Origin of the sequence: Amycolatopsis circi, assembly GCF_003385235.1 — a bacterium.
In the GTDB taxonomy this organism is placed as follows: domain Bacteria; phylum Actinomycetota; class Actinomycetes; order Mycobacteriales; family Pseudonocardiaceae; genus Amycolatopsis; species Amycolatopsis circi.
Genome location: NZ_PQIA01000018.1, coordinates 39,203 through 64,529, shown reverse-complemented (window position 1 = coordinate 64,529; position 25,327 = coordinate 39,203). Strand labels below are relative to the sequence as shown.

26 protein-coding genes and 2 tRNA genes are annotated in these 25,327 nt (G+C 68.6%); 14 read left to right on the top strand and 14 right to left on the bottom strand.

The genetic code is table 11. The features are described 5' to 3' along the window. Positions 1–168: 168 nt before the first annotated feature. The 3 genes from D0D37_RS09885 to D0D37_RS09875 all read left to right on the top strand — a co-directional run bounded on the left by D0D37_RS09885 (position 169) and on the right by D0D37_RS09875 (position 2,385). Complete coding sequence (locus D0D37_RS09885; RefSeq protein WP_116200196.1) at positions 169–1,143, top strand: alpha/beta hydrolase family protein; 975 nt, start codon at positions 169–171, stop codon at positions 1,141–1,143. Between the two features lie 95 nt (positions 1,144–1,238). Beyond that, entirely contained in the window at positions 1,239–1,652 is a 414-nt protein-coding gene (locus D0D37_RS09880; protein ID WP_116200195.1) for a hypothetical protein, read from the top strand. 166 nt (positions 1,653–1,818) lie between these two features. Further along, positions 1,819–2,385, top strand: a complete 567-nt coding sequence (locus tag D0D37_RS09875; RefSeq protein ID WP_116200194.1) for a dihydrofolate reductase family protein — start codon at positions 1,819–1,821, stop codon at positions 2,383–2,385. A 36-nt stretch (positions 2,386–2,421) separates the two neighbouring features. Here the strand turns inward: D0D37_RS09875 and D0D37_RS09870 are convergent, their stop codons facing one another. Both D0D37_RS09870 and D0D37_RS09865 read right to left on the bottom strand, forming a co-directional pair. Further along, a complete protein-coding gene (locus tag D0D37_RS09870) occupies positions 2,422–3,420 on the bottom strand; it encodes an RNA polymerase subunit sigma-70 (RefSeq protein ID WP_116200193.1) in 999 nt (332 codons plus the stop codon). An 82-nt stretch (positions 3,421–3,502) separates the two neighbouring features. Continuing rightward, the gene (locus tag D0D37_RS09865) at positions 3,503–4,144 is read right to left on the bottom strand and encodes a TetR/AcrR family transcriptional regulator (protein WP_162834140.1); all 642 of its coding nucleotides are present in this window, start codon (positions 4,142–4,144) and stop codon (positions 3,503–3,505) included. Between the two features lie 67 nt (positions 4,145–4,211). Between D0D37_RS09865 and D0D37_RS09860 the strand changes: the two genes are divergently transcribed. The 3 genes from D0D37_RS09860 (at position 4,212) to D0D37_RS48445 (ending at position 6,789) form a co-directional block, all read left to right on the top strand. Next, the gene (locus tag D0D37_RS09860; protein WP_116200229.1) at positions 4,212–5,207 is read left to right on the top strand and encodes a VOC family protein; all 996 of its coding nucleotides are present in this window, start codon (positions 4,212–4,214) and stop codon (positions 5,205–5,207) included. Beyond that, positions 5,188–6,012, top strand: a complete 825-nt coding sequence (locus tag D0D37_RS09855) for an alpha/beta fold hydrolase (RefSeq protein WP_162834139.1) — start codon at positions 5,188–5,190, stop codon at positions 6,010–6,012. Before D0D37_RS09860 ends, D0D37_RS09855 begins: the two co-directional genes overlap by 20 nt. A 651-nt stretch (positions 6,013–6,663) precedes the next feature. Next, on the top strand, positions 6,664–6,789 hold the full coding sequence (locus D0D37_RS48445; protein WP_279630274.1) for a hypothetical protein: 126 nt from the start codon (positions 6,664–6,666) through the stop codon (positions 6,787–6,789). Between the two features lie 310 nt (positions 6,790–7,099). Here D0D37_RS48445 and D0D37_RS47845 read toward each other — a convergent pair whose 3' ends face one another. The 3 genes from D0D37_RS47845 to D0D37_RS09845 all read right to left on the bottom strand — a co-directional run bounded on the left by D0D37_RS47845 (position 7,100) and on the right by D0D37_RS09845 (position 8,571). Then, positions 7,100–7,465: an MBL fold metallo-hydrolase gene (locus tag D0D37_RS47845; RefSeq protein WP_244223459.1), complete on the bottom strand. Its 366-nt coding sequence runs from the start codon at positions 7,463–7,465 to the stop codon at positions 7,100–7,102. After that, a complete protein-coding gene (locus D0D37_RS47840; RefSeq protein WP_244223458.1) occupies positions 7,462–7,677 on the bottom strand; it encodes an MBL fold metallo-hydrolase in 216 nt (71 codons plus the stop codon). The genes D0D37_RS47845 and D0D37_RS47840 overlap by 4 nt, the downstream gene beginning before the upstream one ends. A 129-nt stretch (positions 7,678–7,806) precedes the next feature. Beyond that, on the bottom strand, positions 7,807–8,571 hold the full coding sequence (locus D0D37_RS09845) for a helix-turn-helix domain-containing protein (RefSeq protein WP_244223457.1): 765 nt from the start codon (positions 8,569–8,571) through the stop codon (positions 7,807–7,809). 172 nt (positions 8,572–8,743) lie between these two features. On the opposite strand from D0D37_RS09845, the gene D0D37_RS09840 reads away from it, so the two are divergent. The 5 genes from D0D37_RS09840 to D0D37_RS09820 all read left to right on the top strand — a co-directional run bounded on the left by D0D37_RS09840 (position 8,744) and on the right by D0D37_RS09820 (position 13,399). Then, the gene (locus D0D37_RS09840) at positions 8,744–9,913 is read left to right on the top strand and encodes a cytochrome P450 (RefSeq protein WP_116200190.1); all 1,170 of its coding nucleotides are present in this window, start codon (positions 8,744–8,746) and stop codon (positions 9,911–9,913) included. A gap of 3 nt (positions 9,914–9,916) precedes the next feature. After that, on the top strand, positions 9,917–10,741 hold the full coding sequence (locus D0D37_RS09835) for an oxidoreductase (RefSeq protein WP_116200189.1): 825 nt from the start codon (positions 9,917–9,919) through the stop codon (positions 10,739–10,741). 107 nt (positions 10,742–10,848) lie between these two features. After that, complete coding sequence (locus tag D0D37_RS09830) at positions 10,849–11,763, top strand: class I SAM-dependent methyltransferase (protein ID WP_116200188.1); 915 nt, start codon at positions 10,849–10,851, stop codon at positions 11,761–11,763. Beyond that, the gene (locus D0D37_RS09825) at positions 11,760–12,278 is read left to right on the top strand and encodes an oxidoreductase (RefSeq protein ID WP_116200187.1); all 519 of its coding nucleotides are present in this window, start codon (positions 11,760–11,762) and stop codon (positions 12,276–12,278) included. The genes D0D37_RS09830 and D0D37_RS09825 overlap by 4 nt, the downstream gene beginning before the upstream one ends. Continuing rightward, complete coding sequence (locus D0D37_RS09820) at positions 12,275–13,399, top strand: glycosyltransferase (RefSeq protein WP_116200186.1); 1,125 nt, start codon at positions 12,275–12,277, stop codon at positions 13,397–13,399. The genes D0D37_RS09825 and D0D37_RS09820 overlap by 4 nt, the downstream gene beginning before the upstream one ends. Positions 13,400–13,436: 37 nt before the next feature. Here D0D37_RS09820 and D0D37_RS09815 read toward each other — a convergent pair whose 3' ends face one another. The 5 genes from D0D37_RS09815 to D0D37_RS48750 form a co-directional block, all read right to left on the bottom strand. After that, positions 13,437–14,150, bottom strand: a complete 714-nt coding sequence (locus tag D0D37_RS09815; protein WP_116200185.1) for a DinB family protein — start codon at positions 14,148–14,150, stop codon at positions 13,437–13,439. Positions 14,151–14,327: 177 nt separating this feature from the next. After that, positions 14,328–16,616: a hypothetical protein gene (locus D0D37_RS09810; protein WP_116200184.1), complete on the bottom strand. Its 2,289-nt coding sequence runs from the start codon at positions 16,614–16,616 to the stop codon at positions 14,328–14,330. A 23-nt stretch (positions 16,617–16,639) separates the two neighbouring features. Further along, positions 16,640–16,712: transfer RNA gene (locus D0D37_RS09805), tRNA-Leu, on the bottom strand. Positions 16,713–16,723: 11 nt separating this feature from the next. Next, positions 16,724–16,798: transfer RNA gene (locus tag D0D37_RS09800), tRNA-Lys, on the bottom strand. 192 nt (positions 16,799–16,990) lie between these two features. After that, positions 16,991–17,230, bottom strand: a complete 240-nt coding sequence (locus tag D0D37_RS48750) for a peptidase inhibitor family I36 protein (protein WP_425266916.1) — start codon at positions 17,228–17,230, stop codon at positions 16,991–16,993. Positions 17,231–17,697: 467 nt separating this feature from the next. Between D0D37_RS48750 and D0D37_RS09790 the strand changes: the two genes are divergently transcribed. Together D0D37_RS09790 and murJ are read left to right on the top strand one after the other, a co-directional pair. Continuing rightward, positions 17,698–18,078 carry a hypothetical protein gene (locus tag D0D37_RS09790; protein ID WP_116200183.1) on the top strand — a complete coding sequence of 127 codons (381 nt, stop codon included), beginning with the start codon at positions 17,698–17,700 and terminating at the stop codon, positions 18,076–18,078. A 276-nt stretch (positions 18,079–18,354) separates the two neighbouring features. Then, positions 18,355–20,307: a murein biosynthesis integral membrane protein MurJ gene (gene murJ / locus D0D37_RS09785; protein ID WP_116200182.1), complete on the top strand. Its 1,953-nt coding sequence runs from the start codon at positions 18,355–18,357 to the stop codon at positions 20,305–20,307. A 143-nt stretch (positions 20,308–20,450) separates the two neighbouring features. On the opposite strand, the gene D0D37_RS09780 is transcribed toward murJ, so the two are convergent. The 3 genes from D0D37_RS09780 to D0D37_RS09770 form a co-directional block, all read right to left on the bottom strand. Beyond that, positions 20,451–21,194 carry a hypothetical protein gene (locus D0D37_RS09780; protein WP_244223456.1) on the bottom strand — a complete coding sequence of 248 codons (744 nt, stop codon included), beginning with the start codon at positions 21,192–21,194 and terminating at the stop codon, positions 20,451–20,453. Between the two features lie 86 nt (positions 21,195–21,280). Continuing rightward, a complete protein-coding gene (locus tag D0D37_RS09775; protein WP_162834138.1) occupies positions 21,281–21,499 on the bottom strand; it encodes a hypothetical protein in 219 nt (72 codons plus the stop codon). Positions 21,500–21,810: 311 nt separating this feature from the next. Then, positions 21,811–22,716, bottom strand: coding sequence for a helix-turn-helix transcriptional regulator (locus D0D37_RS09770; RefSeq protein WP_116200180.1), 906 nt, complete (start codon positions 22,714–22,716; stop codon positions 21,811–21,813). Positions 22,717–22,933: 217 nt separating this feature from the next. On the opposite strand from D0D37_RS09770, the gene D0D37_RS09765 reads away from it, so the two are divergent. After that, positions 22,934–23,920, top strand: a complete 987-nt coding sequence (locus D0D37_RS09765; protein ID WP_116200179.1) for an aldo/keto reductase — start codon at positions 22,934–22,936, stop codon at positions 23,918–23,920. A gap of 35 nt (positions 23,921–23,955) precedes the next feature. Here D0D37_RS09765 and D0D37_RS09760 read toward each other — a convergent pair whose 3' ends face one another. Beyond that, on the bottom strand, positions 23,956–25,326 hold the full coding sequence (locus D0D37_RS09760) for an aminotransferase-like domain-containing protein (RefSeq protein WP_244223455.1): 1,371 nt from the start codon (positions 25,324–25,326) through the stop codon (positions 23,956–23,958). Position 25,327: the final 1 nt, after the last annotated feature.

Genomic DNA, 25,327 nt, shown 5'->3' with positions numbered 1-25,327 from the left:
GCACTTACTGCGCAGAAACAATAATTAGTGAAGAAATATCTCTGTCGTCGACGATTTCCGTCGGTCGAGTGGGCGGGCTGACGAGTCGGTACGTCGGCGCCCGGGAACATGTCAAGCGAATCGGCGACGCTGACGAATCCCTGACACTTCCTCGACACCCTGTCCGGCATGACTTTCCTTCGCATGGCCGTCGCCGTATTGGCACTGGCCTTCGTAACCATCGTGGCTCCGCACGCGGCAGCCAACCAGGGCGTCGGCGTCGTCGAGTACAACCTCGGCGATCAGGCCTTCCGCGATCCCACCGTCTCCGTCCCGATGGAGCTGGCCGCCGTCGTGCACTATCCGCGCGATCTCGGCGGCCGTCCGCATCCGCTGATCGTGCAGGAGCACGGCAGCTGGTGGAGTTGCGTGGACCTGGTCGCGAAGACTCCGCAGGGCGACTGGCCCTGCCTGCCGGGGCAGCGGCCGCTGCCGAGTTTCCGCGGCTACGACTACCTCGGCGAGACGCTGGCCGAGCGGGGTTTCATCGTGGTTTCGATCAGCGCCAACGCCATCAACGCGCACCTTCTCGGCGACGAGGGCTACTACGCTCGCGCCCATCTGGTCAACAAGCACCTGGAGCTGTGGCGCGATCTGGCGCGCGGAGAGGGTCCGCTGGCGGGGGCGCTCGGGAGGTTCCGCGGGCACGTCGATCTCTCCCGCGTCGGAACGATGGGACATTCCCGCGGCGGCAAGGGCGTGATGTGGCAGGCCTCCGACAAGCACGCGCCCGAATGGCCCGCAGGCGTCCGGATCCGCGCGGTCGTCCCGCTCGCGCCGGTCTACTTCAACTCCACCGAGGACGACAACAGCGACGTGCTGGTCACCCGGGTGCCGTTCAAGGTGGTCGTCGGCACCTGCGACGGCGCTGTCGGCACGGTGGGCCTGCAGTACGTGAAGGACGCCGTGGGAAAGAACGCCGACGCCAGCTCGGTGACGCTCACCGGGGCCAACCACAACTTCTTCAACACCGAATGGTCGCCCGGAAAGATCGGCGGCGAGGACGACGCGCCCGCGGGCTGCGCCGGCAAGCTGACACCGGAGCGGCAGCGCGGCGACGCCGTCCGGGAGATCGTGTCGTTCTTCGCCAGCCGTCTGCGGTGAGGAGCGCGCCTGCAGTGTAGTCCTAAGTGGACAGCTGCAGGGATTGCCAGGAGACGCCGCCGCTAGGGGCTGGAGTTCATACCGTACTGTTCGGTATGTTTCTCTGGGTTTCGGACGACACAGTCAGCGCGGTCGTCGCGCCCGGTCCGGGCATCGGAGAATGGCGGGGAGCGTGGGATGAAGATTCTGTTCACGGCGTGGTGCTCGATCGCGAGTGTGGGACACTTGATCAGGTGTCACGCAAACGGCAGCTTTTCGTTGCCATAACCTGCTTCGTCGGGGGCTGCGTATTCGCCGTTCTCGGCGCGGCTGGGCAAGAACAGGGGATCGCCTGGCTGGATCAGGGCGCGGCATACCCGACTGGCGCGCTGTGGGGAACCGCAGTGGTGTTTCTCCTGCGGGCGGGGCTGGCCGGACGTTCCCGCCGATGGATGTTCGCGAATCGCCACGATCGCGACGCCGACACCTACGGACGCCATCACGGCCCCGCCGAACCTCCGAAATCCTGACCCGGCCCGAGCCGAGCGAAGTCACCCGGTGGCGACCAACGTGATGCCGAGACCGACCAGAGCGGTTTCCGTGACCCGGTCGAGGACCTTGCGCGGGACCGCGCACCGATGAGGTTTTCTCGCCGCGCCCGTCTGTATGGATGAGACCGACGCATTGGAGGCTGGCATGACGCGGAAACTGAGCTACAGCATGAACCTGACCCTGGACGGCTACATCGCCGCACCCGGCGACGACATCGGCTGGAGCGAGCCGAGCGACGAGTTGTTCCAGTGGTGGCTCGACCAGGAGCTGGCGAACAGCTTGTCGCTGTACGGGCGCAAGCTGTGGGAGGCGATGAGTTCCTACTGGCCGACCGGCGACCAGCAGCCGGGCGCCACCCCGGCGCAGATCGAGTTCGCGCGGAACTGGCGGGACACGCCGAAAGTGGTGTTCTCCTCGACGATCGAGAAGGTCGACTGGAGCACCCGCTTGGTCGCCGAGGACGCGGTCGCCGAGATCACCCGCCTCAAGACCGAGGACGGCGGTCCGATGAGCATCGGCGGCGCAACGCTCGCCGCGGCGGCCATGCGGGCCGGGCTGATCGACGAGTACACGCTGGTCACCCACCCGGTCCTGGTGGGCGGCGGCACGCCCTTCTTCACCGCGTTGGACGGCTGGGTGAACCTGAATCTCGTGGAGACGCGGACGTTTTCCGGCGGTGCGGTCCTGACCCGATACCAGACAAGGCGATGAGCGCTCGGCGCACGGGATCAACATCGCGTCGGGCGATCACAGTGTCGAGGGCAGGTCCAGCCATGGTTTGTCGGTGACGTCGAACCCGGTGAGATCAGCGATCTTCCCGTCCACGATGCGCAGGACCGCGAGGTTCAACAGCCGGTACTCCGGATCGCCAGGGGTGCGGAGATACAGCACGGCGGCAGGCATGAGGTTGACTGTCGTGGCGATACAGCGCCAATCGTCGTGGCCACGCTGGAAAAGCCCGCCGGTAACCCAGCCGTCCACTGCGTCCTTCGCCGTCCGGATCAAGGTGCCTGGATCGGGCAGCATCGCGAAGCGGAGGTCGTCGCGGAGAAGGGACATCAGCCCGTCGAGGTCGTTGCGCTCGTGGGCGTCGATGTACGACTTCACCACGCTGCGCTCGTCATCCGACAGCTCTGGGCTGCGCCAGTCGAGACGGCGGTCGGGCAGTTGCTCGCGCATCGTCACTCGCGCCCGCTGCAGTGCGCTGGTCACCGACGCGACGGTCAGCTCGAGGACGTCAGCGGCCTTCGAGGCGGGCCAGCCGAGGACGTCGCGCAGGACGAACACCGCCCGTTGTCGCGGCGGAAGGTGCTGGACGGCGACGATGAACGCCAGCTCGATTGTCTCCCGCGCCACCACCGATTCCTGCGGATCCGCGGGGAGCATCCGGTCCGGGTACGGCTGCAGGTACGGCAGTTCGGAGCCGGGGTCCGGCAGTTCGAACGGCACCGGTGTGCGGTCCTTGCGCTTGTCCAGGAAGTCGAGGCAGGCGTTGGTCGCGATCCGGTACAGCCAAGTCCGCAGCGCGGCGTTGCCCTTGAACGACTCCCGCTTGTTCCATGCGCGCAGGAACGTCTCCTGCGTCAGGTCCTGGGCGTCCTCGTAGTTCGCGAGCATCCGATAGCAGTGCACCTGCAGCTCACGCCGGTGCCGCTCGGTGAGGAGCGCGAACCGCGCCGCGTCGCCTGAGCGGGACGCCGCGACGAACGCGGCTTCGTCGGTGCCCAGCGGTCTAGCGTCGGTCATGGTCGTCAATCCTTCCACCGGTTCGAGGGGTTGTCAGAATTGACGACGGGGCGGGGGATTTCTGATCGGTGCAGCCGGGCGGTCAGGGGGAAGGGAACGCGACGTGGTCGGGAGTCGTGTGCCAGCTTTGCCTGAGATGGTCGAGCAGGCCGATGAACACGACGAAGGCACGGTCGATGCGGTCCCGGTCATCGGTGGCCAGCAGGGCGAGTTGCAGTCCTCGTGCCTGCGCCACGATCATCGTCGCGATCGCAGGCGCGTTCTCGCGGGGACACCCGTCCGCGATGACCAGTTGCTTCATCAGCGTCAGCGAGTCGTGCACGACCTGCTGGAGGAAACGCCCGTAACTCTTCGGTTCCCGCGTGGCCTGCGCGAAGACCTCGAACAGCAACCGGTAGACCGGCAGCCGTTCGGCGGTCGTCGTCGATCGCCACCACGCGGCAAGATCGGCCAATCGGGCAGGCGCTCCGGCCAGGCCTGCCGCGTCCGCAAGCTGGTGACGCAGCAGGCCGATCACCTCGGTGACCAGGTTCTCTTTTGAACCGAAGTGGTGCAGCAGCGTCCCGTGGCTGACTCCCACCGCCTCGGCGAGCGGTCGCATGGCGAGTCCGGCCAGCCCGTGCGCGAGGACGTAACCGGCCACGGCGTCGAGCAGTTCCGGCCGCCGGTTCTGGTAGCGGACACGCCTGCCGTCGACGCGATCCGCGCTGTGCTCCGCGCTCATTCGCGGGACGGTACGCCTCGACGAGATAGATTGACCACTTGGTCGATCTACTTTTAAGGTGGCCGCCATGGCTCCGGACCTCACCCGCTTGCACCACGTCGGTCACGTCGTCCGCGATCTGCCTGCCGCCCTCGATCTCTACCGACGGCTGGGTTTCTTCACGCCGACGCCCAGTTACCCCGCGATGGCGCGCGAAGGGGGTGCCCCGGAGCCGTTCGGCGCGGCCAACACCCACGCGGACTTCCCGCACGATTTCCTCGAACTGGCCACCGTCGTCCCCTCGGGCGGCCGTGTCCCGGCCGACGCGCGGCTCGTCCCGCTGCAAGCTCCGCCCGACGTGCTGCCGACGCTGGTGGAGCGGATCAACACCACCAGCGCGAACCTGACGGAGTGCCTGGAACGCTTCGAAGGCCTGCACATCCTGATGTTCTCCTCGTCCGACATCGACGCCACCGCGGCCCGCCTGACCGGCGCGGGCGTGCGGCACGACGGGGTGAACACGGTGCGACGCCCGGCAGGCGACGAGGTCGAAACCGTCCGCTACCTGGAGATCGGCGGAGCGCGGCCGGGAGTGGAGGCGGAGGGCCGGATCGGCGTCGTCGCGGACCTGGACCCGCGGATTCAGGCCGCCCGGGTCGGCAACCATCCCAATGGCGCCACTGGCCTCGTCGACGCCACGCTCTGCGCCGCGGACGCCGAGTTGGACGCGGTCCAGGCACGGTACGTGCGCTATCTCGGCCGGACACCGCGAACAGAAGGCCCCGCTCGGATCTTCGACCTCGACGGCGCAACGCTGACCCTGGTCCCCGCCTCCGGTCTCGACGCGCTGTTGCCCGGCGAGCGAGCCCCTGCGCTGCCCGCTCTCGTCGCGTTCACGGTCGCCGTCCGTGACGTGGCCGTTACGCGGGACCTGTTGCACAGCAAGAAAATCCCGCTGCGGCAGGCATCGCCGGGAGATTTCTTCGTTTCGGCCAGCACCGCGCTCGGCACCGCTATCGTCTTCCGTCAGGCCGGGAATCCTGCTGAGCCCAAGGAGAGTGTTCGTGGTGCAAGTGTCGCTTGATGGCTGCACCCTTCGTGGCCAGACAGCCGGAGAAGGCCCCGTGCTGGTGATGGTGCCCGGCGGAGCGGGCCAGGCCAGCCAAGCCGACCCGATGCGGGAGATACTCGAACCGCGGTTCACCGTCGTCTCCTACGATCGCCGCGGCATCTCGCGCAGCCCCCTCGCCCCGGGCGCGCCGTCTCCGACAATCCAGACGCATGCCGACGACCTGCACAGCGTGATCAAGACGCTCGGCGGAGACGGTGTGTGCCTGTTCGCGACGAGCATCGGTTGCCTGATCGCATTGGACCTCTTGACCAGATACCCGCAGGACGTCGCGAAACTGATCGTTCACGAGCCGCCGGACACCCACCTGCTCAGCGGAGCAGCGCGAGAAGAAGCCGACGCCGGGCTCGTTCGCCTGGCACAGACTTTCCAGACTGAAGGCGTAGGAGCGGCGCTCCGGCAACTCGCCGCCCTGCTCGGTCTGAATCCAGCCGAGCGCGAGACCGACGCCCCAGAACTCGAAGTGACGCCGCAATTCATTCAGGACCTGTCGTTCTACTTCGAACACGATCTCGGCGCCGGGCGTGCCTACCGCCTCGATACCGAGGCCCTTCGCGCGCATCGAGACCGGGTGATCGTGGGCGCGGGCGAGAAATCCCGGACGCTGTGGACCCACCGCTGCGCGCAAGCCCTGGCACAAGAACTGGACCTGCCCTTGACGCTCTGGCCCGGCGGCCACAACGGTCCGACGGCGTATCCGAAAGCCAGTGCGAAGACCGTCATCGACGGCCTGTCCCAACCGCATTCGACTGAAGGCTGAGCCCAGCGCGATCGGAGTTTGACCACCGCAGTGGGAACGACTCGACGGTGCTTCCGGCAGAACGCGACGATGTTCGACAGATGGGTGCGGCGGCTGACGAACGCTTTCAGGACGTTGAGTCCGCTAGCCAGCGGGGGACGATGACGCTGAGCGTCGGCCCGATCGAGCGGTGACGGTTTTCGACCGGGGTCGGACGTCCACTGCATGTATCCGGACGCCGCGGATCGTGAACCAGGTGCCCTGCCGAGACATCAGGTCCACAGTGGACACTCGCTCCAGCCGCTCGCCGCGGGCGGCTTCGGGCGAGCTGAAGGCGACCGAGGAATCCTTGCTACGCAAAGTTATGCAAGTTCACTCGGTTGGCGAGCCAGTGCGGCGCGGACAAGCCCTCGGGCGAGCAGACGGTCGATCGGAATTGCTCCGTCTGGCCGATCCAGAATGCCCAGGGGATAACCGACAGGAACCGGCCGGTCCGCGAACCCGGCGCGGCGTCGCCATACCGGGTCTCGGCGGGTCCGCTCCGGTGATCTTGAGCGCTCGGACCGCTCCTGTTTTGCGGTGCACCTGGCTAGAGTGCTGCTCAGCACCTTCGCCGATGGCGGGCTCGGGGAGCAGCAGTCCGAGTCCGCCACAGGAGGGAGGTGATCCCTGGTGGCTAGGCGCTTTCACTTCACCGTGAAGGTGGCCGGCCCGGTCACCATCCAGGTGACCGGGGCCGCCATCCTGGCTCTCGTGCTAGGTGCAGCGGTGCTGTACCTCGTCCTGCGCGGAGCCTGAGGGATGCGGGGGAGTCGTAAGGCTTGCCGGAGCCTGCGGCTCTCCCGTGTCGGGACCAGTTCGCTGGTTCCCTCCAATGAGCTTAACGCCGGTCCGGGCCGCCTACGCAAGAGACCTCAGTCGATTCCCGCGGGGCGTCACTCCATCTGACCAAGGGCCTCAGCGCGGCCTTCACGGTACGTGGTTCGCCGGAGGGGCGCCGCCGGTGATGATCCGCTGCGGCGCAACGTTTGCCGAGTGTTTGCGAACCCGGCCTACCGTCCCCTGATACAAGAGATCCCCGCGGAAGGAACGCCGCCGTATCCGCGAGTCACCCGAGATGGTCGTTCGTGCCGTCGACCCACGCGATGTAGCGCTGCGCGGAACGACGAACCGCAGCCTTCGCGTCAGCCTGCAAAGTAGCCCCGGTCAAGGCGTAGAGCCGGTCGAAGGCGTAAGGCTCGAGCCGGTCCACGAGCTGCTGGACGAGTCCGGCGGAGAGCGGGATCTGGTTGGGGCAGCTGCGCATGAACGTCACCCAGCCCCGCGCGGCGACCGGCACGATGGTGTCGCCGACCAGCAGCGCGCCCGTCTCCGTCGCGAGGTGCGCGACCGCGGCGCCCGGGAAGTGTCCGCCCGCTTCGATCCGGGTGATCCCGGGCAAAATCCGTTCGACGCCGTGCCATTCGCGGATCACCGGGTCTTCCCGCTGAACCCATGCCGGTCCGCGGAATGCACCAGCACCGGGACGTTCCCGAGACGGTGGCTCAGGCTCATCTGCGAGCCGTCCATGTGCCGATGACTGGCCACGATCGCCGCGGCTCCGCCGAGTTCGGCGATCTTGTCGAGCAGAGGCCGGTCTAGAGCGTTCGGCGGATCCCACAGCAGGTTGCCCGCGTCGGTCCGCACCAGGCAGGTCCTCTGGCCGATGCCGAACTCCGGCTCGCGATGCAGGCGGTGGATTCCCGGCTCGGGCTCGCTCGACTCCGCACGTGCCGCAAATCCAGATGGTCATGCGGCCACCGACTTTCCTCGAGGTCAAGGCCGCGCGAGGTTCAGCCGCGGATCGAGGTCCACAATGGACAACCAGCTGGGGGCGTCGTCACAACGCGGCGGGCGGGTTCGCCGCCAGTGCTCGGCGGCGTCGATCATGTCCTGCCGGATGTGCTGAAGCCATTGGCTGGTCTCGAGCAGCCTGGTTCCGACCAGCGTGTCTCCGCCGAACAGTTCGGCGCCCTGGCGGGTGAAGTCGGCCCACTGCGCCATGCCGTCCATGCTGGCCAGCCAGGCCCGTTGCCACACGTCATCGTCGATCAGATAGCGCTCGCGTCGGCCGTCGCGTTCGCGCCGCAGCATCCCGCGTTCTTCCAGCCAGGCCACCGCCTTCGAGATCGATGCCGGGCTGACGCGCAGCCGGGCGGCAAGCTCGGTCGCGGTGCGGCTGCCCGATTCGGCGGTGAACAGGCAGATCAGGACCCGCGCCATCATCGACGGCATTCCGGTCTGGGCGGCCATCCGCGCGAACCGCGTCTCGAAGTCGCTCTGGGTCCGCGGATCGGCCGCTGCCCGGCGCGGCAGGGCGGCCGGCGGCGAAGCGGGGGCGCGGCGGCGGGCCCGTCGCCGCGCGGCCTGCTCGGCGCGGTCGGCCCGGTAGTCGTGCGCCCCGCCGTTGCGGGCGACTTCGCGGATCACCGTCGACTTCGGCCTGCCGAGGCGCCGGCCGATCTCGGCGTAGCTCAGTCCGTCCGCCAATCCGGTCGCGACGCGCTGTCGTTCCGGGTAGCTCAACCTGCCGGATGGCATCTGCTCGTCTCCGCCTTCGGATTCGTCCCAGTCCGCTGCCGATGCATTCAGCTGCAGGCCAGTGCATCGAAATAATGCCCTCAGCCTGCTGATATGCATAAGGTTCGTTTGCGAGTCAATAAAACATCGCTCTACCGTTTCCCGCAAGAGGTTCACCGGAAGGGAGCTGGCGATGACCAGGACACTGCCGACCGAGCGGCCGTTCGACCCGCCGCGGGGGCTGGCCGAACTGCGCGAGAAGAGTCCGCTGAGCCGGCTGGACTACCCGGACGGGCACGCCGGCTGGCTGGTGACCGGACACGCCCTGGCCCGCGAAGTGCTGGCCGACCGCCGGTTCAGCGCGCGAGCCGAGCTGCGGCACCTGCCGGTTCCGGGCGCTCCCGCCGGCGATCAGCCGGCGCCGCCGGGAATGTTCGGCAGCATGGACGCCCCCGAGCACACCCGCTACCGGCGGCTGCTCGCCGGCCAGTTCACCGTCCGCCGGATGCGCCGGCTGACCGAGCGGATCCAGGCCGTCGCGGACGAGTGCCTGAACGCCATGGCCGAGCGCGGCAGCCCGGCCGACGTGGTCCCGGCCCTGGCGCGACCGCTGCCCGCGCAGACGATCTGCGAACTGCTCGGAGTCCCCTACGCCGAGCGGGACCGGTTCCAGCAGCACGCGCTCACCCTGTTCCGGCTGGACAACACCCCCGAAGAAACGGGCGAAGCCTACGCCGCGGTCCACGGCGTCATCGGCGAATTGGTGGCGGCCAAGCGAAAAGCCCCGTCCGACGACCTGCTCAGCGACCTGGCCGGCACCGATCTCACCGACACCGAGCTGGTCAACATCGGCTTCACCTTGCTGGGCGCGGGCCTGGACACCACCACGAACATGCTCGCGCTGGGCCTCTTCGCGCTGCTCGAACACCCCGACCAGCTCGCCCTGCTGCGCACCGAACCGCAGCTGGCCGGGACCGCGGTCGAAGAACTGCTGCGCTACCTGAGCATCATCCCGTTCACCGTGCGCACCGCCTTGGAAGACCTCGAACTGGGCGGCGAACAGGTGACCGCGGGAGAGTCGGTCACCATCTCGGTGCCCGCGGCCAACCACGACCCCGCGCACTTTCCCGAGCCGGAGAAACTCGACCTGCGCCGCAAAGCAAGCGGACACGTCGCCTTCGGCCACGGCATCCACCAATGCCTCGGCCAGCAACTGGCCCGCGTCCAAATGCAGGTCGCCCTGCCTGCTTTGCTGACCCGGTTCCCGTCGCTGCGCCTTGCCGCTCCCGCGGAGGACATCGACCTGCGCAGCGACATGCTCATCTACGGCGTCCACCACCTGCCTGTCGCCTGGGAGGCCTGAACCGTGCCGAACGTTTGCTTGATCACCGGAGCGTCCGCGGGAATCGGCCGCGCCACCGCGCTGGAACTGCTGAAGGCAGGCCACGTCGTGTACGGAGCGGCGCGGCGAGTGTCCAAAATGGAGGAACTTCGCGACGCCGGCGGGCACCCGCTCGCCATGGACGCCCGCAGCGAGGCCGACCTCGACCGCGCCGTCCGCACTGTCCTGGACGAACAGGGACGGATCGACGTCCTGATCAACAACGCCGGGACGGTGCTGCACGGAGCCGCCGAGGACGTCCCGCTGGACGCCGCCCGCGACCAGTTCCAGGTCAACGTGTTCGCACCGGCCCGGCTCGTTCAGCTAGTCCTGCCCGCCATGCGCGCGCAAGGATCGGGCCGCATCGTCAACGTCTCCTCGATCGGCGGTGAAATCAGCCTTCCGCTCGGTGCCTGGTATTACGCCTCCAAACATGCGCTTGAGGCGTACTCCGACACGCTGCGCATGGAGGTCCGGCCCTTCGGCATCGAGGTCGTGGTCGTGGTCGTGGTCGTTCAGCCGGGCATCATCAAGACCGAATTCGAGGACCAGACCGCCTCGCAACTGCGGGAATACTCCGGAAACGGCCCGTACGGGCGAATGGCCGAGGCGATGGCGAGCCAATCCGAAACCGGCCTCGCGGACGGCGCCGATCCCGCCGTCGTCGCCGAGACCATCCGGCGGGCGGTGGAAGCTGACCCGCCGGAGACCCGCTACGCCGTCGGTCTGCACGCCGAGGAACTGTTGAAGCTCAACCGGACCTTGTCCGACCGCGAGTTCGACGAACTGGTCACGCGCTCGATCCGGTAGCGGAGCCAGCGGCACCGGAAGTTCGATACCTTCGGCAGTTGGTCTGTCCGGGAAGCGTTTCTGCCGAACCGACGGCTCGAGCACGCGACGCTCGCTAAGGTTCGCGCATGGCGGTGCTGGAGATCTCCGATCTGGTGGCGGCGTGGGATCCGGCGACCGGCGAGCGCCTTCCGGTTCTCCGGACCGAGGTCGTCGCCACGCTGCGCGCGGCCGGGAACGAACGGGCGGCGAGAATCGTGCAGCGGATTCCGGTTCTCGGCGAGGCATTGGATCCGCTCGCGGTGGACCGGCTTCTGATCCGGGTCCACACCGAATTGCAACGGCTCAACGAGGAAGTGCGCATGGCGCAGCGCTTCGCCGAGCTGCTGGCGCCGATCCTGGCCGCGGTCCGGGCGAAGGGGATCCGCCCGCGGGTGGTGGACATCGGCTGCGGATTGGGATTCATGGTGCGCAGCCTGGCCAGTTCCGGCGTGCTCGGCCCCGATGTCGAATTGGTGGGCGTGGATTTCAATCGCGCTCTGGTGGCGGAAGCGAGCAGGCTGGCCGAGGATGAACGGCTCTCGTGCACGTTTGGGTGCGGGGACGCCTTCGCGCTGACGGAGGACGCCACCGTCTACCTGTCCAACGGGGTACTGCACCACTTTCCGGCCGACGCCCTGCCGGAGTTCTTTCGCGCCCAGGACCGCCCCGGCACGCAAGCGTTCATCCACTACGACCTCGCCGCGACCCGGCTGGCGCCGTTCGGTGCGTGGCTGTTTCACCGGGCACGGATGCGGGAGCCGCTGGGCCGGCACGACGGCGTCGCGTCCGCGCGGCGCGCCCATAGCGACACCGCGCTGCTGTCGGCCGCCGCGCAGGCCCCGGGGATGGAGACGTTTCTCTTCGAGGCGACGAGATACACCAATCCGCTGTGTGCGGCGATGCGGCCGGTCGTCGGTCTGCGTCCGGAATTGACTGGCGATGTTCTCCGTGCACTGGGACGCCGGGCCCGCGGACTGGTCGCGCGGGTGCCAGCGAGATGACCGTGCTGGTTCCGCTCGTGCTGGGCACGCTCGCGCTCGTCGACGCCGCCCTCGCGGGTTTCCGCGCCGCGACCGGCCGCAATGCCCGGATCCGCAAGCGTTCCTACTATCTGGCGGCCTCCCGCCGAGGTTTGGCCAGCGGTGCCGCAGGCCTCGGCTTGGTCGCATTGCTGATCGTGACGGCTTTCGCGGGCTCGGCGGATCCCGGCGCTCGCTACGCCGGACTGGTCGGTGCGGGCACGCGAATGCTGCAGGTACTGGCACCGTTCGCCGCGGTCGTGGTGGTGTCGCTGCTGGCGTACTGGTTGCTGCCGATGCGGGGGAGCACGTTCGTGATCCTGATCGGTCTCGGACCGTTCACGCTGGCCCGGCCGGTGGTCGTGATCGCCGCCGTCGGGTGGTCGGTCGCGGCGTCGAGCGACTGGCTGGTCTGGGCGGCCGCGCTCGCCGCCGCGGTCAGCGTGCTGGCCGTCGAGCCGGTCGTCCATCGCCGCTGGTATCGGAGTCCGGCGTGAGGATCCTGTTTTTCTCGATGCCCGCGGTCGGGCACTTCTTCCCGCTGGTGCCGCTGGCTCAAGCAGCGCGGGCCACCGGGCACGAGGTGCTGATGGGGTCGTGCGGGGAAGCGGCTGCGCTGGCCGAAGCGGCGGCGCTGCCGATGGCCGACGTCGCGCCCGGGGTCACGTTGAAAAGCCTCTTCACCGACTTTCACCGTCGCTACCGGGAAGTCAACGAACGCATCATCGCTGGTGCCAGGTCCGAGGATCTGGAGGGTGTCCATTTTGGAACTTTCTCCGATTGGCTGGCCGACGGAGCGATCTCCGTCGCCGAGAAGTGGCGGCCTGATCTGGTGGTCTACGAGCGGATGGCACCGTTCGGATTGCTGGCCGCGAAGGTGCTGGGCGTACCGGCAGTTCGGCACGACCTCGGGATCTCGCCAGGGGAACGAGCGGGGCAGCTGCGACACCTGGCCGCGGCATTGCAACGCCACGGGGTGCAGGAGCTGATCGACGACGGTCCGTGGCTCGACATCGCCCCGCCGAGCATGACTGGCGGGCGGCGCGGCGGCTGGCTGATGCGTCCGGTGTTTCCTGCGGGGAGCGGAAAACTCCCGAGCTGGCTGCGCCTGGAGTCACGGCGGGCGCTCATCGCGGTGACCCTGGGCACCATCGTGCCGCGGATGCAGGGTATTGGTGTGGCGCAACAGATCTTGGCACTCGCACCGGAAGTGGACGCGGACTTCGTTCTCACGCTGGAACCGCGTGACCGGCAGAAACTCGGAGCACTACCAGAGAACGTGCGCGACGGTGGATGGTTGCCGATGGGACCGTTGCTCGCTGCCTGCACCGCTGTGGTGCATCACGGAGGCTCGGGAACGATGTTCGCGGCGCTGGATGCCGGCGTGCCGCAATTGATAGTGCCCGGCGGAACGAGTGACCGGCAGGTCAACGCCGACGCCATCGCGGCGCGCGGTGCCGGTCTCGCGTGCGCGCCCGACGTGCTGGACGCTTCTTTGCTGCAGCGGATCGTCGCGGACCGAAATCTGCGCACCGCCGCGCAGGAGGTCAGCGCAGAACTGTCCGGGATGCCCGCGCCTTCTGAGGTGGTGCAGCGATTCGAGGAGCTAGTCGGCTGAATTGACCGACGTGCTGTTGTCGTCGCTGATAGGGCGGTCAGAGGCGGGGCGACAGTTTGTCCAGGTCGCGTGTGCAGAACCGGTGGTGCGCCCATTCCTCGTTGAGGACGGTGCCGAGACATTGCCGAACCGTCCGCCCCTTGGCGTATGGCGGCCACCTGCCGTCGTCGGGGACCGGCGCGGTCTGCGCGAGCTGATCAAGCGTGACCTCGGCCAACCACGCCTCGATCCCCGAAGCCTGCCGGTCGCGCACGGCGAGCACCTCGTCGAGGCTCGGCCGGGCGGACGGATCGAGCCCCTTCTCCTGGTCCATGACGAACTGGGGACCTAACCCGAAGGCGGTGAACGGCTCGGTGCGCCCGAGCACGCAGCGCCGGAACCAGGAGTCGTGCACGAAAACCAGATGACGCAAGGTTTCGACCATCGACCACTCGCCGTCGACGCCCTGATGCTCGCTGTTTGTAGGCATGGACCGGACGCGCTCGGCCGTCGCCGCCCAGCCGTCCCGCAGTTGCCGCCACGCCTCTCGTAGGTCAGTCGGTTCGTCGGAGCGAATCAGCAACCGCACCGGGTGGCGGCGGTCGAGTTCCGCCTCGACGTACGGCATGACCTCGACCCCGTTGACGACGAGATTGGTGACCAGCCCGTCGATCTCGGCGTCCTGCATGACCACGCCGACCAGCCGGGCCCTGCTGAGGTCGCACTCGCGGAACTCCGCGCCGGTGAGGTCCTCGTCGTCGAAGCGTCGCATGCGGACAGCCTAGGCGGAATCGCACACGCGACGCGGGATTTTTGCCGGATGAGCGCACGGGAAGGAAGGCGCGTTAACCCGTCGGAGGTCGAGCTGAAACCCCCGGGCTTGCTGCACCATGGCCGGAAGGTGTGTGGCCGACGATGGTGCAGCAAAAGTCCCGCAGGAACACCGCGGTCATGCCCCGCGAGACACTTGGCGCGCGGGTTCCGGCAGACACCAGTGCTTGCCAGTGGTCCAGCCAAGGAACCGCCGTCCTGTGCCGTCGTCCGCCCGGCCCTCCGGGGTGAACCGGCCGCCTTCCACCACGTGCGCCAAGCCTGCCACCGCCGGGGCGAACCGCTCGGCCAGGCCCGCACGGGTCACCTGCTCGGCGAGCTGACGCACGGTCGCCCGCTGAACGTCGACGTCGCAGAGGCTCAGGAAGAACAGCGCCTGCCGCCAAGCGTAGGCCGCGTTCTTGATCGCCTGCAGGGCCGCGTGGTGATCGTCGGTGCGGGTCGACAGCCGACGCACGATCCACGTCAACGTCTCGGCGGCCAGTTCGGGCGCCGATGCCTGGACCCGCTTCCGCAGATCCAGCGTGTCCACCAGAACTGCCAGGTTCTGCGTCGTGAGGATCTGGCTCTGCTCCAGCACCGTGCCGTTCGCGGCTACTGAACGGGGCCGCCGCGTCGGCTGGGCTTCGGCGGCGCGGGCCGCGCACACGTCGGCGAAGTCGTCGGCGGTGCGCTTGGCGCGCATGCGGAACGGGCGCGGGCGCGGTGTCGACGGCCAGGACTGCGGCAGGTCGTAGTAGCGGGCGTAGAGCGTGCCCGCCATCGTGCGGCTCGCGATTTCCGCCGCCGTCCGCCATTTCGCGGTGAACGTTCCCATGAAGATGTCGGCGGCGACCTCCTCCACCAGCGGCATCGGCTGCCCGGCCTGCTTGGCGAGCGCGCCGAGTTCGCGCACCAGCGTGTTCGGCAGGATCGCATGCGGGAACGCGCCGAGCGCCAGCAGCACCGTCTGGGCCAGCGTCTGGCGCGCCGCCCGGGCAGCGTCCGGACGGCGCGCCCGCACCGGATCGATCGCGTGGACCCAGGGCAGTTCCTCAAGCCGGACCTGCTGTTCCAAGTCGAGCAGCAGCAAGCTTCGCCGGCGGTGGAAGGCCGCGTAGGTCTGCGCGTACAGCGTCGAGAGCCGCTCGTCTTCGAAGTTCGCCGCCAGCAGTTGCGCGGTGATCTGCGGGAGGACCGTCGCGAGGACGTCGGCCGAGGTGATCACGTTCCGCGCGACCAGTTCCTCGATCGGCGCCTCCAGCGCGCGGGCGACCTTGGCGACCAAATGTGCTGGCGCGTCCTCGGCGACCGGTTCGATCGACGGCAGCCCGCCGTCAGCCGGGAAGCGGTCCAGCCGATCGACCAGTGCGGCCGCGAGTTCTGCGTGGGTGGGCCGCGCGGCGACCGCGGACTGCAGCGCCCGCAACGCCGCCCGCGGTTCCGATCCCGGTTCGCCGTGCTTGGTGATCGTGTTCGCCAGGGCACGGCGGATCCAGCCCACGTCCCGGCCGGTCAGTTCCGCGCTGTCGTGCTCGCACGCCAGCAACGCGCGATGCAGCCGAGCGAAGTTGCTCTTCGGGTCGAGGTGGGCTTTCGACGCGGTGTGCCGGACGCTCGCGCTCGCGTAGTCGGCGAGCCAGTGGGCGCGGCGCTCCTCCCAGTCCTGCGGCCAGGCACGGCAAGGCCAGCCGCCGGTGACGCCGGTTTCGGCCAGCCGCGGCAGCTCGCCCTCCACGGTGTCGCACCACAGCGCGACCAGCCGGTCGAACAGCGGGTGCCACACCTTCAACGTTTCCAGCATCGCCGCGATCGCGGGCCGGATGCTCGCCGACCGCAGCGAATCGCGGACCTCGCCGACCGTGCTCAGCCGCACCAAGGCGCCCGCCGGTCGCGGCGCCGCGCCGGGCAATGGGGCCAGGCGCAAGCGATGCAGCAGTGGACGAAGCTCGGCGACGAGGTCGAGTGCGGCTTCGGCGTGCCCGTGATCGAGCAGCCACGCGACGACCAGCAGCGCGGCGTCCTCCGGAACCTCGATCCGGTAGGACTCGGTGGCCAGCATGGCGCGCAGCGTGGCGAGCCCGGCGTCGGTGAGGTACCAGAGGTTGAGCCGTTCGCGATCGGTCGTGCCCGGCCCGTCGGCACACAGCGCGGCCTCGGCGGGGGAGAGCGGGACTTCGGCGAGGAAGCGTCCGGTGGCGAACCCGCCGTGCGCGACTTCGAGGGTCACCCACGCCGGAGTGCCCGCGACCGGAACCCGCGAGCCGATCCGCAGGGAACCGGCGGCCATGCCCGTCAGGACGTCCTGCCACCGGCTTGCCTTCGCCCGTGCACGCTGGCGCGTCGCACTGTCCTTCGCGGACATAGCGGTGCGCACAGCCCGCTGCAACTGCCCGTAGGCGTACCCCGGCGACGCGGTGTGTCCCATGTGGATTCCCCCTGCTCTCGAAGACTTGGAGGCAGGATTCGAACCTGCGCCCTCCCGGGCCTGAGCCGGGCGTTCTGCCTGCTGAACTACTCCAAGAAGCGGAGGGGTGGACATGGAGGCAGGACTCGAACCCGCGCCCTCCCGGTTAAGAGCCGGGCGATCTGCCGCTGATCTACTCCATGCCGCTCCCCGCGCCGGAAAGCTTATGCGGTCGCGGGACCGTGCCGCCACTGATTAAGGCGGGGGAGTGCTGGGTTCCGGGGTCGTGACCGCGGTGGCCAGAGGCTTCGTCTGAACCCGCTGGGCGTCGCGAAAACACTGCTGTGACGAAGAACAACGACACGCACTAAAGATCTTCCCCAGTTCTGACGTGCTCAGCCGATCCGGCTGCTCGCGATATTCCATCCGACGCTATGGGCGTAGTAGCCGCTGAGGAGCACGAAGACCGGCCCCGTGCAGTTGTGGTTCTTGCAGAAGGCGACCGCGTGGCCTGATTGGTTGGATGCCGACCTTCCCCAGCCACGCCAGTAACAGCTGCTCGTCGGGGTGAATACGTAGACTTGGCCTTGGAGGCTGGCCTTCTTCCAAATGCAGGCGTAACCGTCAGGGCAGATGCTCGCCGCTCCGTGGCCGGTCGTCGCGGAGTCTGCGTTTTCGCGATGACCGCGCCCGAATCTCCGCTGCTCGGTTCTGTCGCTGCGCTTGCGGGCGTGGGCAGGTTTCTCGGCCTGCAGCAGGGAGGCTATATCGGTTTCCGTTGTTGATTTAGGTAGTTCGGGTCGTGGGCGCGGCCGATTTCCGAGGAATCGCTATCGATTCCGTTGCGAAGGTGCTTCGCTGGTGGCCGGTGTGGCGGAGCTGGAACGGCTGCTGTGGCTGGGACCGTGACCCGACGCGAACAGCGGGATGAACCAAACGCGACAGATGACCCGGGGAAATCAAAGAGCCGCAGCTCAGCCTGGCCGAGGTGAAGGGCAAGATCACCCAGACCTGCGTCAGGAGGACGACACCAGCGTCCCCGGCGACGTGACTAGCCGCAGGATCGACACCCCGCCGCCCGTGCTTCTGACAGCATGGTCGCGTGGCCATCGCTGACGACCCCTTCGCCCCGTTGCAGCTCCTCGTCGGCCGAGAGGTCAGTGCGGTCTGCTTTGTGCGCGACTACGTCGAACTGCACTTCGACGGACCCATCCTGCGGGCCCTCGCGAACCCGTTCGGGCTGTACGGTTGCCGCGGATGGCGCTTCCCGGAAGGACAGTCACCGGTTGTCATGCGTTCCTACATCGGCACAGTGATCGAACACTGCGAAGTGATCCCCCATCACTACCTCGCCGTGGACTCCGGCGAGCACCGCTTCGCCGTCCCGCTCGACGACGAGTCGCGCACCGGCCCCGAAGCCGCCCATCTCATCGGAGTCGATGAAAACGGTCAGACCGACCCGCGACGGATGTGGATCTGGTAGCCCGGACCCCGAACCCAGCCGGCCGCCGACGCGACCACCCAACGGATCGACGAAGAGACCGTCAGCAAGTGCCGTTAGTTCAGTGGCCGGAGCGGGCGCCTGGCCGCGCGTAGTGACTACCCTTGGGGTTCGAATCGACCGTTGACGATGGGGCACACGTTGGACAGCGACCCAGGGTGGCCACCCGAGCGTCCCGCCGAACGTGTCACGCGGCGTCCTCCGCCGGAGCAGCAGACCAGCCGTATCCCGCCGGCGGCAGACGATCATCGCAGGCAGATGCCACCCCGCGGCCAGCAGCTCCCGGAGACGCGCCAGCCCCCGCCGCCCGCGCAGCGGCGGTCGCCGGTCCGGCCGTGGGGGCAGGGGAGCGGGCAGAACAGCATGCCGTTCGGCGCGCCGCCGCTGGCGCCGGACGATCCCGACGCGACGGTGTTCATCCCGCGCGTCGGCGGGGTGCCGGCGAGTCCGAAGTGGCCGGTCGCCGACCCGGATGCGTTGCGTCCGTACGACTCGCTCGCCACCCGGATGCTGCCGCGGCCGCTCAGCGGCGCGCCGGCCGGCCCGCTCGGCGAGGGGCCGGGGCGCGAGGCCACCGACTACTTACCGCGCGTCCAGCCGAAGGCGGCGGCGCCGTCGATCGCGAAGTCCAGCGGGCAGATGGCCATCGCCTCGCTGGTCAGCCGGATCACCGGCTTCCTGTGGAAGATCATGCTCGTGTGGGCGGTCGGCACCGGCGTCGAGAACGACTCGTTCACCATCGCCAACACGCTGCCGAACAGCGTCTTCGAGCTGCTGCTCGGCGGCGTGCTCAGCAGTGTCGTGGTGCCGTTGATCGTGCGGTCGCAGGACGACCCCGACGGCGGCGCGGCGTACACCCAGCGATTGCTCACGCTGGGCCTGACGGTCCTGGCCGTGGGCACCGTCCTCGCCGTGACCGCGGCACCGGCGCTGACCTCGCTGTATCTGGAGAAGGGCGGACAAGCCAACTCCGCACTGACCAACGCGTTCGCCCGGCTGCTGCTGCCCGAGATCTTCTTCTACGGCGTGTTCGCGCTGCTGTCGGCGATCCTCAACGCCAAGCACATCTTCGGCCCGACCGCATGGGCGCCGGTGATGAACAACGTCGTCGTCATCGCGACCCTGGCGTTGTTCATGCTCATGCCGGGCAAGATCTCGACCGATCCGGTGCACCTGAGCGACCCGAAGGTGCTCGTGCTCGGCATCGGCGTCACGACGGGCATCGTCGTGCAGGCGGCGCTGCTGTTTCCGCCGCTGCTGCGGACGGGGTTCCGCTTCAAATGGCGCTGGGGCATCGACAAGCGGATGAAGGAGTTCGGCGGCCTCGCTCTGTGGATCCTCGGCTACGTCGGCATCAGCCTGATCGGCCTGACGGTCAACACCCGGGTGCTGACCAGCGGCGACCCGGGCGGGGTGACCATCTACGCCAACGCCTGGCTGCTGTTCCAGCTGCCCTACGGCGTGATCGGGGTGTCCCTGCTGACCGCGATCATGCCGCGGCTGTCCCGCAACGCCGCGGACGGCGACGTGCGCAAGGTCGTGGCCGATCTTTCCTACGCGTCGCGCATCTCCATCGTGATGCTGGTGCCGATCGCTGCCGTGCTGACAGTGGTGGGCTCGCCGATCGGTGTGGCCCTGTTCAGCGGCGGCGTGAACTCCGTGGCCGACGCGGGCCGGCTCGGTCAGGCGCTGGCGATCTCGTCGTTCGGGCTGCTGCCGTATGCGCTGGTCATGCTGCAGCTGCGGGTGTTCTACGCGATGAAGGACGCGCGCACCCCGACGCTGATCATGGTCGTGATGACCGCGGTGAAGGTTCCGCTGCTGTATCTCTGCCCGGTGTTGCTGGACGCGCGCAGCATCGTGCTGGGCACGATGCTGGTGAACTCCCTGACGTTCGTGGTCGGCGCGATCCTGGGCCAAGTCTGGTTGTGGGCAAGCCTCGGCCACCTGCGCAGCAAGCGGGCGCTCGGGGTCATCCTGTTCACGGTCGTAGCGAGCGGACTCGGCGTCGCCGCGGCTGTCGTCGTCGGCTGGATCGTGCCGGACGTCGGGGTCCGGGCGACCGCGTGGGTCAAGCTGATCCTGCAGGGCCTCGTCGGGCTCGGCGTGTCGTTCGGCGTGCTCGCGGCGCTGAGGATCGAGGAACTCGCGCCCGCGCGGAAGCGGTTCACTCGGCTGGTGAAACGCAGGCAGCAGTCGACGCGCGGATAACCTGGTTCCGCTAAAGCAGAGTTCGTTGAGGCGCCTGGATCCGCTGATCGGTCGTCCCGGAGAAAAGCGAAGGCCTCCTTGTCCCCGACGGCAAGGAGGCCTCATACGTCCACAGTGGACTCAGCAGCGAGCGTGGCTTTGTGTCAACGGCACTTCGTGGCGCCGTCGACGATCGACACTCCGCCGACAGTGCCGTCGGCGGCGGCGGTGAACTCGAAGCGCCAGCCCGGCTTTTCCGCGACGGGCAGCTCGAACCGCCCGGCCGGGCCGAGCTTCAGGCCGCGCGCGTCGTACGCCTTGTGCAGGTCGGCCACCGAGGATCCGGCGCCGATGCCCTCCGCGGTCTTGGCCCCGGCCGGCGCGCCCAGCTCGTGCAAGCCGTTCTTGCCGAACGAGGCGCCGCCAGCCGCGGCGAACGCCTTGTCGCGCTCTTCCCGCTTGCCCGCCAGGTCGGCACTCGCCATCGCGGCGTCCGCCGCCAGCTGAGCCGCCTCCGCGTCCTTGGCTGCGGCTTTGGCCGAATCCGCGGCGGACTTGCCCGCGGGCTGTTTCGCGGTCCGGTCCGCCTCGTCCGCCTTGGCGTTGAGGTCGTCGGCCTTCCGCTGCGCCTCGGCCTCGGCGGCCAGCCGGGCCTGGTCCGGCGCGGGACCGCCCTGCCAACTCAGGTCCGTGCAGCCGTCCAGCACGGACACCGGGGCGTTGGCGAGCTTCCCGGTGGCGAGCGCCGCTTCCTTGGCCATCCCCGGCGCGATGCCGCGGTAACCGGCCACGCCGAAAACCTCGGCGCGGGCGGGCGCGGTTTCCGCCGGGGCCGAGGCGGCTCCCGACGAACACGCCGCCAGCGCGCCGACCACGCCGACCGCCATGGCCGAACGGCCGATGGACATGACAAAACCCTTGTGCATCTGATTCCCCTCGTACCGGACCCAATCTCACGGGTCGTCGTTCCCGGTGACCCGAGATATCGGACAACTTACCGGAACCGGAGGATGCCCCCATGGAGTACCGAACGAGTCGACGGACTGGTTTTGGCGTAGCGGGCCAGTTCGGGACTTTCGGCCAGCGACACCGCGGCGCTCCTGGCCGCTGGCACCGGCGCCGCGTCGGCGGCCGAGGCGCATTTCGTGCCGGAAGCCACCGTGGTCGGCTGGAACGGCGTCGTCGTGACTGTCTCGTTCCTCGAATCGGACATGCCAGTGAAAGGCACGACAACGATTTCCGCCAAGTTGTCCGGTGCCGCGGAATCTCTGTGCCCGAACGGCGAGACGAGTCTCATCGTGCACGCGTCCGCCTCCGGCTCGGTCTTGGCGGATTACCCGGTCAAGAACGGCGCCGTCGCCGAGACCGCCGAGTTTCCCCTCGCGGTGAAAGTTGTGCACGATCCCGGCGGTAGGTGCGTGATCCGCAACCGGTCGATCACCGCGTTCCTGAAGGACCTCCGGACCGGCGCGGTCCAGGCGGCCATTCGCCAAGCAGCCAGCCTGCGGACCACCAAAGTCCGGCCTACGACAGCTCCGAAGCCGACCGTGCTTGTGTCTCGGTCGCCGGCTTCTCCTGGCTGGCCGCCCACGACGCCAGCAGGGCCAAGCCGTCCGCGGTCGCGGTGCCGGCGGGTGCGGTGTAGACGTTGAGGAGCAGGCCGGGGTCGGCAGGCAGTTCCATCGATTCGACGTCCAGGTCGAGCTGGCCTACGACCGGATGGTGCAGCCGCTTGCGGCCGGAGCGGTGGAGCCGGACGTCCTGGGACGCCCACCGCTGCCGGAACAGTTCGCTGCGTGTCGACAACTCGCCGACGAGGGCTATCAGGTCCTCGTCGTGCGGATTGCGACCGGCTTCCATGCGCAGCTTCGCGGCCACATCGCTGGCGATGCGGTCGTAGTCGACGAAGAACGTTTGTGCTGCTTCGGGTTCCAGATACACGAATCGCGCGGTGTTCGCCGGGCGTCGCGGGTCGGCCAGTACCGGGGAAAACAGTGCGCGGGCGAGGTGGTTCGTGGCCAGGACGTCGTAGCGGCCGTTGCAGATCCACGCCGGGGCATCGGCGGTGGCGTCGAGCACCCGCTGCAGCGCCGGACGCACCGTCGCGGCGGGTCGGCGGCGGCGTGGACCGCTGGGCGTCCTGGACTGCCGCGCGAGGTGGAACAGGTGGTCGCGCTCGGCCTCGTCGAGCTGCAAGGCGGAGGCCAGCGCGTCGAGCACGCCGTCGGAGGTGCCGGTGAGGCTGCCGCGCTCCATGCGCACGTAGTAGTCGACCGACACTCCTGCCAACAGCGCTGCCTCTTCGCGACGCAGACCTTTGACCCGGCGGTTCCCGCCGTAGGCGGGCAGCCCGGCCTGCTCGGGCGTGATCCGCGCACGACGGGAACTCAGGAACTCCTTGATCTCGGTACGCAGATCGATCGTGGCCACCCCTCGACCATAGGCCCTGTCCGCAGGCGAAGGGAGGCCCTGCCGGTACCCCCATGGCTATGCACCTCGAAGAGCGCCCGAAGGAGGGAAGCACCGGCAGTACCTGTATCAGGAGGGTCTCCCCGCCGCCCGAAGAGCGACTTAACCTGCTGTCACCGGTTCCGATTGAAAAGCGGAGCTGCGGGCCAGATGACCTTTATCGAAGGAGCACTCTTCAGTGCAGAAACGCAAACTCGGACAACACCTCGAAGTTTCCGCCCTGGGACTCGGTTGCATGGGCATGAGCTTCTTCTACGGTTCGCCCCCGGACCCGGCCGAGATGACGAAACTGCTGCGGGCGGCGGTCGACCGCGGCGTGACTTTCTTCGACACTGCCGAAGTCTACGGCCCTTTTACCAATGAAGAACTGCTCGGTCAGGCGCTGGCGCCGGTCCGCGACCAGGTGGTGATCGCCACCAAATTCGGCCTCAAGCACGGAGAGCACGGGCCGACCCCGGCCACGGGGCTCGACAGCCGGCCGGAGCAGATCCGTCGAGTGGCCGAGGCCTCGCTCCGGCGGCTGCGAACGGATTGCATCGACCTTCTCTACCAGCACCGCGTCGATCCCGACGTGCCCATCGAAGAAGTCGCAGGCACGGTCAAGGAGCTGATCGCCGAAGGCAAGGTCAAGCATTTCGGTTTGTCTGAGGCGGGCGCGACGACGATCAGCCGCGCCCACGCCGTGCAGCCGGTGGCAGCGCTGCAAAGCGAATACTCGCTCTGGATGCGAGACCACGAGGCCGAGATCATTCCGACCTTGGAGAAGCTGGGCATCGGTCTGGTGCCGTACAGCCCGCTGGGCAAGGGCTATCTGACCGGCACAATCGATTCCCGTACCTCGCTGGCCGACAACGACCTCCGCCGCATGCTGCCGCGCTTCACTCCTGAAGCACGGCAGGCCAATCAGACCCTGATCGACTTGCTGCAGCAGATCGCCGGCGACAAGGGAGCCACCCCGGCCCAGATCGCTCTCGCCTGGGTGCTGGCGCAGAAGCCGTGGTTCGTGCCGATCCCCGGCACCACCAAACTGCATCGCCTGGAAGAGAACCTGGGAGCGCTCGACGTCGAATTGACGTCCGGCGACCTGCAACGCATCGAGGCGGCCGCGGCTTCTATTCATGGTGAGCGCGTTCCCGAGGGGTTCAAGTCTCTGTTCGGCCGCTAGGCCCCGCTGCTTTCTGCACCTTTTCGAACAATAGGTCAGATTGCCATTCTCGGCACCGAGGGAACCCAGTCAGGCCGAGGGCGGTAGCCGTGCCACGCGGCGGCGAGGCGGCGGACGGCTTCGCTGAGGTCGTCGGGCGGAGCGAGGAAGTGCAGGCGCACGTACTCCTTGCTGCCTCCTTCCGCGTCGAGCCCGGCGCCCGGCAGCACCGCAACCCCGTGGCGCATCGCTGTCTGGGCAAAGGACGCACCGTCGCCGTGCGGCAGGCGGATCCACACGGTTTGGCCACCGGGTACAGCGGGCACGTGCCAGCTTGGGAGGTGCCGGGCGAGTTCGGCGCGCAGGTGGTCGTGGCGGACCTGCCGCTGCGCGTTCCCTCGGAGCTGGAGACCGTCGAGATGTGCGAGCAGGTCGACGGCGGCCAGCTGCGCGGGAATGTTGCCGCCAAGATCATGCACCGCTCGCAACCGTGCCAGCCGTGCGATGACGGGTGCCGGCGCGCGTACCCAGCCGATTCGCAGGCCGCCCCAGACGACCTTGCTCAGCGAGCCGATCGTGATCACCTGGTCGTTGTACGCGGCGAGCGGCGGCGGCAGGTGCTCGCCGGGGAAGCCGAGGTCGGCGAGCACCTCGTCGTCGACGAGCGGGACGCCGGCGGCGGCCGCGGTCTCTGCCAGACGCCGTCGCTGCAGTGCGGGCAGCACCGCGCCGGTCGGATTGTGGAAGGAAGCGATGACGTAAGCGAGCGCGGGTCGGTGCTCGGCGACCGCGGCCGGGAACCCGGCGAGCCCGACCGGCAGCCCGCGCAGTACAGCACCCTCTTCCCGGAACGCCTCGAGCGCACCTGGATAGGTCGGAGCCTCCGCCAGTACCCGGTCGCCCGGCCGGAGCAGCGCGCGTGCCAGCATCGACAGCGCTTGTTGCCCGCCCGTGGTGACCAGCACCTGATCCGGGGCGGTAGGCACGCCGCGCCGCTGGTAGCGCTCGGCGATCGCGCGGCGCAATGCCTTGTGCCCCATCGGGTGGTAGCCGATGTCGCCGGTGGTGTCCGCGAGCTGCGGCAGTGTCCGGGCGTAGGCGTCGCCCAGCTCCGGCGGCGGGGCATCCGGTGCGGCACACGCCAGCATGAGCACGCCGTCCTGCGGTTCGAGCAGGTGCAGGAACGCGGGCGCCTCGGTGGTGGCTCGGCTCTGCGCCGCGGCAGCTCGGCCCGCGACCTTGGTGCCGCTGCCTTGCCGGCGCACGATACGGCCTTCCACAGCCAGCTGGTCATACGCCGCGACGACGGTGCTGCGGCCGACCGCGAGTGCCGCCGCCAGCGCGCGATCCGGGGGCAGCCGGGATCCGGGCGCCAGCTCGCCGTCGTCGATCAGCGTGCGCATCCGCGCCGCGAGCAGCACATACATC

Bases quoted from the DNA above. Each gene is read 5' to 3' on its own strand.
- D0D37_RS09885 (WP_116200196.1), top strand. From the start codon at position 169: ATGACTTTCCTTCGCATGGCCGTCGCCGTATTGGCACTGGCCTTCGTA.
- D0D37_RS09880 (WP_116200195.1), top strand. From the start codon at position 1,239: ATGTTTCTCTGGGTTTCGGACGACACAGTCAGCGCGGTCGTCGCGCCC.
- D0D37_RS09875 (WP_116200194.1), top strand. From the start codon at position 1,819: ATGACGCGGAAACTGAGCTACAGCATGAACCTGACCCTGGACGGCTAC.
- D0D37_RS09870 (WP_116200193.1), bottom strand. From the start codon at position 3,420: ATGACCGACGCTAGACCGCTGGGCACCGACGAAGCCGCGTTCGTCGCG.
- D0D37_RS09865 (WP_162834140.1), bottom strand. From the start codon at position 4,144: ATGAGCGCGGAGCACAGCGCGGATCGCGTCGACGGCAGGCGTGTCCGC.
- D0D37_RS09860 (WP_116200229.1), top strand. From the start codon at position 4,212: ATGGCTCCGGACCTCACCCGCTTGCACCACGTCGGTCACGTCGTCCGC.
- D0D37_RS09845 (WP_244223457.1), bottom strand. From the start codon at position 8,571: ATGCCATCCGGCAGGTTGAGCTACCCGGAACGACAGCGCGTCGCGACC.
- D0D37_RS09840 (WP_116200190.1), top strand. From the start codon at position 8,744: ATGACCAGGACACTGCCGACCGAGCGGCCGTTCGACCCGCCGCGGGGG.
- D0D37_RS09830 (WP_116200188.1), top strand. From the start codon at position 10,849: ATGGCGGTGCTGGAGATCTCCGATCTGGTGGCGGCGTGGGATCCGGCG.
- D0D37_RS09825 (WP_116200187.1), top strand. From the start codon at position 11,760: ATGACCGTGCTGGTTCCGCTCGTGCTGGGCACGCTCGCGCTCGTCGAC.
- D0D37_RS09815 (WP_116200185.1), bottom strand. From the start codon at position 14,150: ATGCGACGCTTCGACGACGAGGACCTCACCGGCGCGGAGTTCCGCGAG.
- D0D37_RS09810 (WP_116200184.1), bottom strand. From the start codon at position 16,616: ATGGGACACACCGCGTCGCCGGGGTACGCCTACGGGCAGTTGCAGCGG.
- murJ (WP_116200182.1), top strand. From the start codon at position 18,355: ATGCCACCCCGCGGCCAGCAGCTCCCGGAGACGCGCCAGCCCCCGCCG.
- D0D37_RS09780 (WP_244223456.1), bottom strand. From the start codon at position 21,194: ATGTCCATCGGCCGTTCGGCCATGGCGGTCGGCGTGGTCGGCGCGCTG.
- D0D37_RS09775 (WP_162834138.1), bottom strand. From the start codon at position 21,499: ATGTCCGATTCGAGGAACGAGACAGTCACGACGACGCCGTTCCAGCCG.
- D0D37_RS09760 (WP_244223455.1), bottom strand. From the start codon at position 25,326: ATGTATGTGCTGCTCGCGGCGCGGATGCGCACGCTGATCGACGACGGC.